4 protein-coding genes and 1 pseudogene are annotated in these 4,893 nt (G+C 68.1%); 2 read left to right on the forward strand and 3 right to left on the reverse strand.

What is annotated here, in order from left to right; genetic code table 11:
* Positions 1-65: 65 nt before the first annotated feature.
* The 3 genes from ACRWND_RS30205 to ACRWND_RS30215 all read right to left on the reverse strand — a co-directional run bounded on the left by ACRWND_RS30205 (position 66) and on the right by ACRWND_RS30215 (position 3,761).
* Positions 66-1,193, reverse strand: coding sequence for a cytochrome P450 family protein (locus tag ACRWND_RS30205; protein WP_431955062.1), 1,128 nt, complete (start codon positions 1,191-1,193; stop codon positions 66-68).
* 262 nt (positions 1,194-1,455) lie between these two features.
* Complete coding sequence (locus ACRWND_RS30210) at positions 1,456-2,700, reverse strand: acyltransferase family protein (RefSeq protein ID WP_431955064.1); 1,245 nt, start codon at positions 2,698-2,700, stop codon at positions 1,456-1,458.
* 176 nt (positions 2,701-2,876) lie between these two features.
* Positions 2,877-3,761, reverse strand: a complete 885-nt coding sequence (locus ACRWND_RS30215; protein ID WP_431955066.1) for a LysR family transcriptional regulator — start codon at positions 3,759-3,761, stop codon at positions 2,877-2,879.
* 89 nt (positions 3,762-3,850) lie between these two features.
* Here ACRWND_RS30215 and ACRWND_RS30220 point away from each other — a divergent pair, with 89 nt between their 5' ends.
* Together ACRWND_RS30220 and ACRWND_RS30225 are read left to right on the forward strand one after the other, a co-directional pair.
* Positions 3,851-4,591, forward strand: coding sequence for an SDR family oxidoreductase (locus ACRWND_RS30220; RefSeq protein WP_431955068.1), 741 nt, complete (start codon positions 3,851-3,853; stop codon positions 4,589-4,591).
* Positions 4,592-4,648: 57 nt separating this feature from the next.
* Positions 4,649-4,808: pseudogene (locus tag ACRWND_RS30225) on the forward strand (ISL3 family transposase); the annotation flags it as partial.
* Between the last annotated feature and the right edge of the window lie 85 nt (positions 4,809-4,893).

Consider the following 4,893-nt stretch of genomic DNA (forward strand, 5'->3'; position numbering starts at 1 on the left):
GACTTCCCTGAGCCGTGCGCGTGCCGGGGGTGACGGCCGTGGTGGGGTCGGCCGTCACCCCCGGGTCAGGCCGCCGGTCGCAGGACCACCGGCAGGGTACGGTGGCCGTTGGAGATGAACGACACCTGCGGCAGGACCTCGGAGGTCCCGAGCGCCATGTCGGGGAAACGGTCGAACAGGGCCGCCAGAGCGATCCGCGCCTCCATACGGGCCAACGGCGCCCCCAGGCAGTAGTGCACGCCGAAGCCGAAGGCCACGTGATCCTTGCGCGTGGGGCGCTGGACGTGGAAGGCGTCGGCGTCCGGGCCGTGGTGCCGGAGGTCGCGCCCCGCGCCGGCGAAGGCGATCATGATGGCGTCGCCCTTGGCGATAACGACCCCGGCGATCTCGATGTCCTCCACGGCGTAGCGCAGGATGGAGTGGGCCCCGGGCGCTTCCAGGCGCAGGGTCTCGTCGATGACGTCGTCCCAGTCGGCGCGGCCCTCGCGGACCAGGGCCAGTTGCTCGGGGTGGCTCAGCAGTCTGTGCACCGCGTGGTCGAGCAGGTTGACCGTGGTTTCGTAGCCCGCGGTGAACAGCAGGATGAGGTTGTCGGCCAGTTCCTTCTCGGTCATCTGGCCCGCTGCCTGGGCCTCGATGAGCGCGCAGGTCAGGTCGCCGGCCGGCTCGGCCCGTTTGCGGGCGATGAGTTCGGTGAGTGCGACGTACAGCTCCTGACCGTTGACCTGCGCCTGCTCCAGGGTGGCCGTGGTGGAGAAGAAGCCCTTGATGATCCGTTGGAAGCGGCCGCGCGCTTCGACGGGTATGCCGAACAACTCGCAGGTGACCTGCAGCGGCAGCGAATGGGCGAAGCCCTCGCGGAGGTCGACTTCCGCCCCCGGGGGCTGCTCGGCCAGCGCGTCCAGGATCTCGGCGGTCAGCGCCTCGATCCGCGGCTGCAGGGTGGCCACCCGGCGGGCGGTGAAGGCCGAGGCGACCGGCTTGCGCAAGCGCGAGTGGTCGTCGCCGTAGGCGGTCACCATGTTCTGCACGGAGACCCAGATGGCCAGCGGCCACTCGGTGCCGACGCTTCCATCGATCCAAGCGGGCCAGTGCTGGTAGGCGTCCTTGGAGACGCGGGGATCGAGGAGCAGCGCCCTGATCTCCTCATGTCCGGTGACGGACCAGGCCAGAACTCCGCTCGGCAATTCCACTTGCTGGACCGGCCCCTCGGCGCGAATTCTGGCGATCTCCCCATGGATGTCCTGACCGGACGCGTCTATGGCGTACTTGCATGATGGAGGTCCTGCCACTTCCACCCCTTATGGACGTGTTCCCGCAATTACGGGACTACGACGAGCCAGCGGTAGTTGATCATATGGGAATGTGGCGTGAGCGGGGCAACCCACAGGGAAATCCGGATCCGGACTTTCCGGATCCGGACTCGTGACCCGGCAGGGAGCATTAGGCCGTGTGTCAGTCCGCAGCCGCGCTGGCGGCCGTCTCAGGCGGCGCCGGGTCGACGGGCGGCAGAACCACGGGGCGCCGACTGCGGGCGAAGCGCCGCATCACAGGTCGCTCCACCCCCACGTACAGGATCCAGCCCGCCACAAAGGTGGCCAGGAAAAAGCCGACGAACACCACCGTGGCCACCGGCGTCCCGTACCGGGCGCTGTGGCCCACCATGTTGCGGCCGTAGAAGACGGTGATGCCCTGGCACAGGTAGAACCCGAAGGACACCTCGCCCAGCCAGGTCATGGTCCGCCCGCCCAGCCGGCCCGACCGGCCCGCCACATCCCGCTGCACCGCCGAGATGATCAGCGCGCAGATCGGAAGGATCATCGTCACGTTGAAGACCAGGACGAACGGGACGTACAGCTGGACCACGAAGCCGACCAGGCACAGCGCCACGGCGGCGGGCATCGGCACCGGGATGTCGCGTCCGGCGCGCACGGCCAGCGCCAGCAGCGCCCCGATCACGAACTCGGGAAGGCGTAGCGGAGGCAGGAAGTCGCCGAACCAGAACTGCAGATTGGACACTCCGAAGGAGGTCTTCGGTGTGTCGGGCACCACCCAGGCCGTCGCCGCCTGGACGGCGACCATCACCACCATGAGCCCGGCGATCCACCCCCACAGGTGCCGGACCGGGATCCTCCTGAGGCCGTCGATCACCAGCGGGAACAGGACGTAGAACAGCAGCTCGCAGCTGAGGGTCCAGGCGACGAGGTTCACGCACATGAACACCGACGGGTCCGGGAACCACGCATGCAGCAGGAACAGGTTCGGCAGCCACGCCTTCGCCGGAATCGAGCCGTCCGCGAGGAAGACCATCACGAAGGCGAAGGTGACCAGGTGCGCTGGGAAGATCTTGAGCAGCCGGCGGCGCCAGAACGCCGTCGCGGGCTCCCCCGGCTTGGCCGACCAGGTGAGCACGAACCCGCTGAGGACGAAAAAGAACGAGACGCCGATCATTCCGGATCGGCCGAAGGTGTCCCCGAGCCACTGTGCGATCGTGTGGTTTGCGAACGGGCTGACCTTCACCGGCGCATTCGGCGGAAGCGGTGAATCGATCAGGGTCATGTGGAACATGAAAACGAGAAGGGCCGCAACGAATCGCAGCCCGGTCAATGAAGGAAGCCGATGTCTTTGGAGGTCGGGAGTCGGCAGAGCCGCCGAGGAAATCATAGGAAGCCTTCCGTTTGGCAGGGTGCGCTCGGCCATTCGCCCAATCCGAGCGACAAAGGCCCCCCGGGGCCGCGAGCGCACCCCCAGAGTGAACTCGACCAGAATTCACCCGTCCAATGAATTCGTTCATACGGAAGGGTTATAAATAGGAGAGCTGTATACGTTGCGAAACAGGAATCGCCGAAATATCACGGTAAATAAGGCATCCGCTGTCAGCGCAGCTCGTCCAGTCCCGCCACGAAGTCCTGCACCACGCTCCGCCGGTCGTTGCGCCGCCACGCCACCGCCAGCTCACTGGGCGCCAGCCCGCTGACCGGACGTGCCACGATCCCTGAGCGCCGGTATAGCTCGACGTTGCCCTCGGCCAGCAGCACCACTCCCTTGCCGGCTTCGACCGCCGCCAGGGTCTCCTCCGCACTCGAAACGACCGCACCGATCCGAGGTTCGCGCCCGCCGCGGTCCTCCAGCGCCAGCCAGAAGTCACGCAGCGGACCGGCACGGTCCGGCAGGGCGATGAAGGGCTCCTCCAGCAGGTCGGCGAAGGCGATCTCCTCCTGCTCCGACAAGGCGTGCCCCGCGGGAAGCGCTGCCCAGCGCCGCTCCCGCGCCACCACCCGGACCGAGAACTGCTCGGCATCGGGAAGCGGGAGCCACACGAAGGCGATGTCTACCTCGCCCTTCGTCAGCCCCACACTCGGATCCGCCCAGCCGACGTGCCGGAACCGCAGCTGCAAGTCCGGCCACTTGGACTCGAAGGTCCGCCGCCCCCGCTGGACCAACCCCCGGCCCACACTCGTCGAAAGACCGACGGTCAGCACCGCGTGGGCGTCAACCGCCGCGTCCGCCACCGCCCGCTGCGCCTGGTCCCACCGCTGGGTGATCTCCCGCGCCGCCGGAAGGAGCGCCGCGCCCGCCGGTGTCAGCCGCACCTCACGCCAGGCCCGCTCGAACAAGGACGTCCGCAGGCCCATCTCCAACTGACGCATCTGTTTGCTCAGCAACGACTGCGAAACGAAGAGCCGCTCCGCCGCCCGCTGGAAGCTCAGCTCCTCCGCGACAGCCAAAAAGTACTTGAGATCCCGTAGGTGAGCGTCCATAGCACATGGTTATCACAAGAGATCTTAGACAGGGGAGGCCGTTCCCGCCGAGGATGAGAGGGTCTCAACTCGCTTGGAGGCGACGAAGAATGAGGGCTCCCGACTTCGACCCGACCAACCCGGCCATCGATCCCAGGGATCGCGTCGCACTCGTCACCGGAGGAAACCGGGGCATCGGCCACGAGGTCTGCTCCCAGCTCGCCCGGCTCGGCCACACCGTCCTGCTCACAGCCCGCAACCTCCCCGCCGCCGAACGCGCCGCCGGTGCCATGGCCGCCACGGGCCTCGACGTCCGCCCCCTGCGACTCGACGTCCGCGACGCCGACACCCTCAAACGGGCGGCCCACCACGTCGGCGAGGAGTTCGGACGGCTCGACGTCCTCGTCAACAACGCCGCCATCCACTACGACAGCTGGCAGCGTCCGTCCTCCGCCCGCATGTCCGTCGTCACCGAGGCGTTCGAGACCAACCTCTTCGGCGCCTGGCGCACCGTCGAGGCCTTCGTCGACCTCCTGCGCGCCGCCGAGCACCCCCGCATCGTCAACGTCAGCAGCGAGGCCGCCTCCCTGACCAACATGGGCAGCGGCGCCCCCGCCTACACCGCCTCCAAGACCGCCCTGAACGCCCTCACCCGCATGCTCGCCGCCGACCTCCGCCACGAGGGCTTCCTCGTCAACTCCGTCTGCCCGGGCTGGGTCGCCACCGACATGGGCGGCCCCGGGGGCCGCCCCGTCGAGGCCGGCGCTGCCAGCGTCGTCTGGGCCGCCCTCCTCCCCGACGACGGTCCTACCGGCGACTTCTTCCGTGACGGCCGTCCCCTCCCCTGGTGACCCGGCTTGTCCGGTGCCCTGCGTGCGGGGAGCGAAGCGGCAGCCGCGCTGATGGGACTGCCCCACCTGCACAGCTTCTGCAACGGCCTGGAACTCGACCGCGCCGCTGTCAACGCCGGCCTGCCCCTCCCCCACCCACACCAAGCGGATCACGCGACAGGTGCACGGCCGAGCAGGATTCGAACTCCTCCGCCACCGCATCCTGCTCAGCACATAGGCACCCACCGTCACCACCGACTACGGAAACTTTGTACAGTCCCACCACCTTCACACCGGCCACCACATAGGACTCCTGGTGCGCA

The sequence above is a fragment of the Actinacidiphila sp. bgisy167 genome, assembly GCF_965342175.1.
Lineage (GTDB): Bacteria > Actinomycetota > Actinomycetes > Streptomycetales > Streptomycetaceae > Actinacidiphila.

Coding starts and splice junctions, on each gene's coding strand:
- ACRWND_RS30215 (WP_431955066.1), bottom strand. CDS start 3,761: ATGGACGCTCACCTACGGGATCTCAAGTACTTTTTGGCTGTCGCGGAG.
- ACRWND_RS30210 (WP_431955064.1), bottom strand. CDS start 2,700: ATGGCCGAGCGCACCCTGCCAAACGGAAGGCTTCCTATGATTTCCTCG.
- ACRWND_RS30220 (WP_431955068.1), top strand. CDS start 3,851: ATGAGGGCTCCCGACTTCGACCCGACCAACCCGGCCATCGATCCCAGG.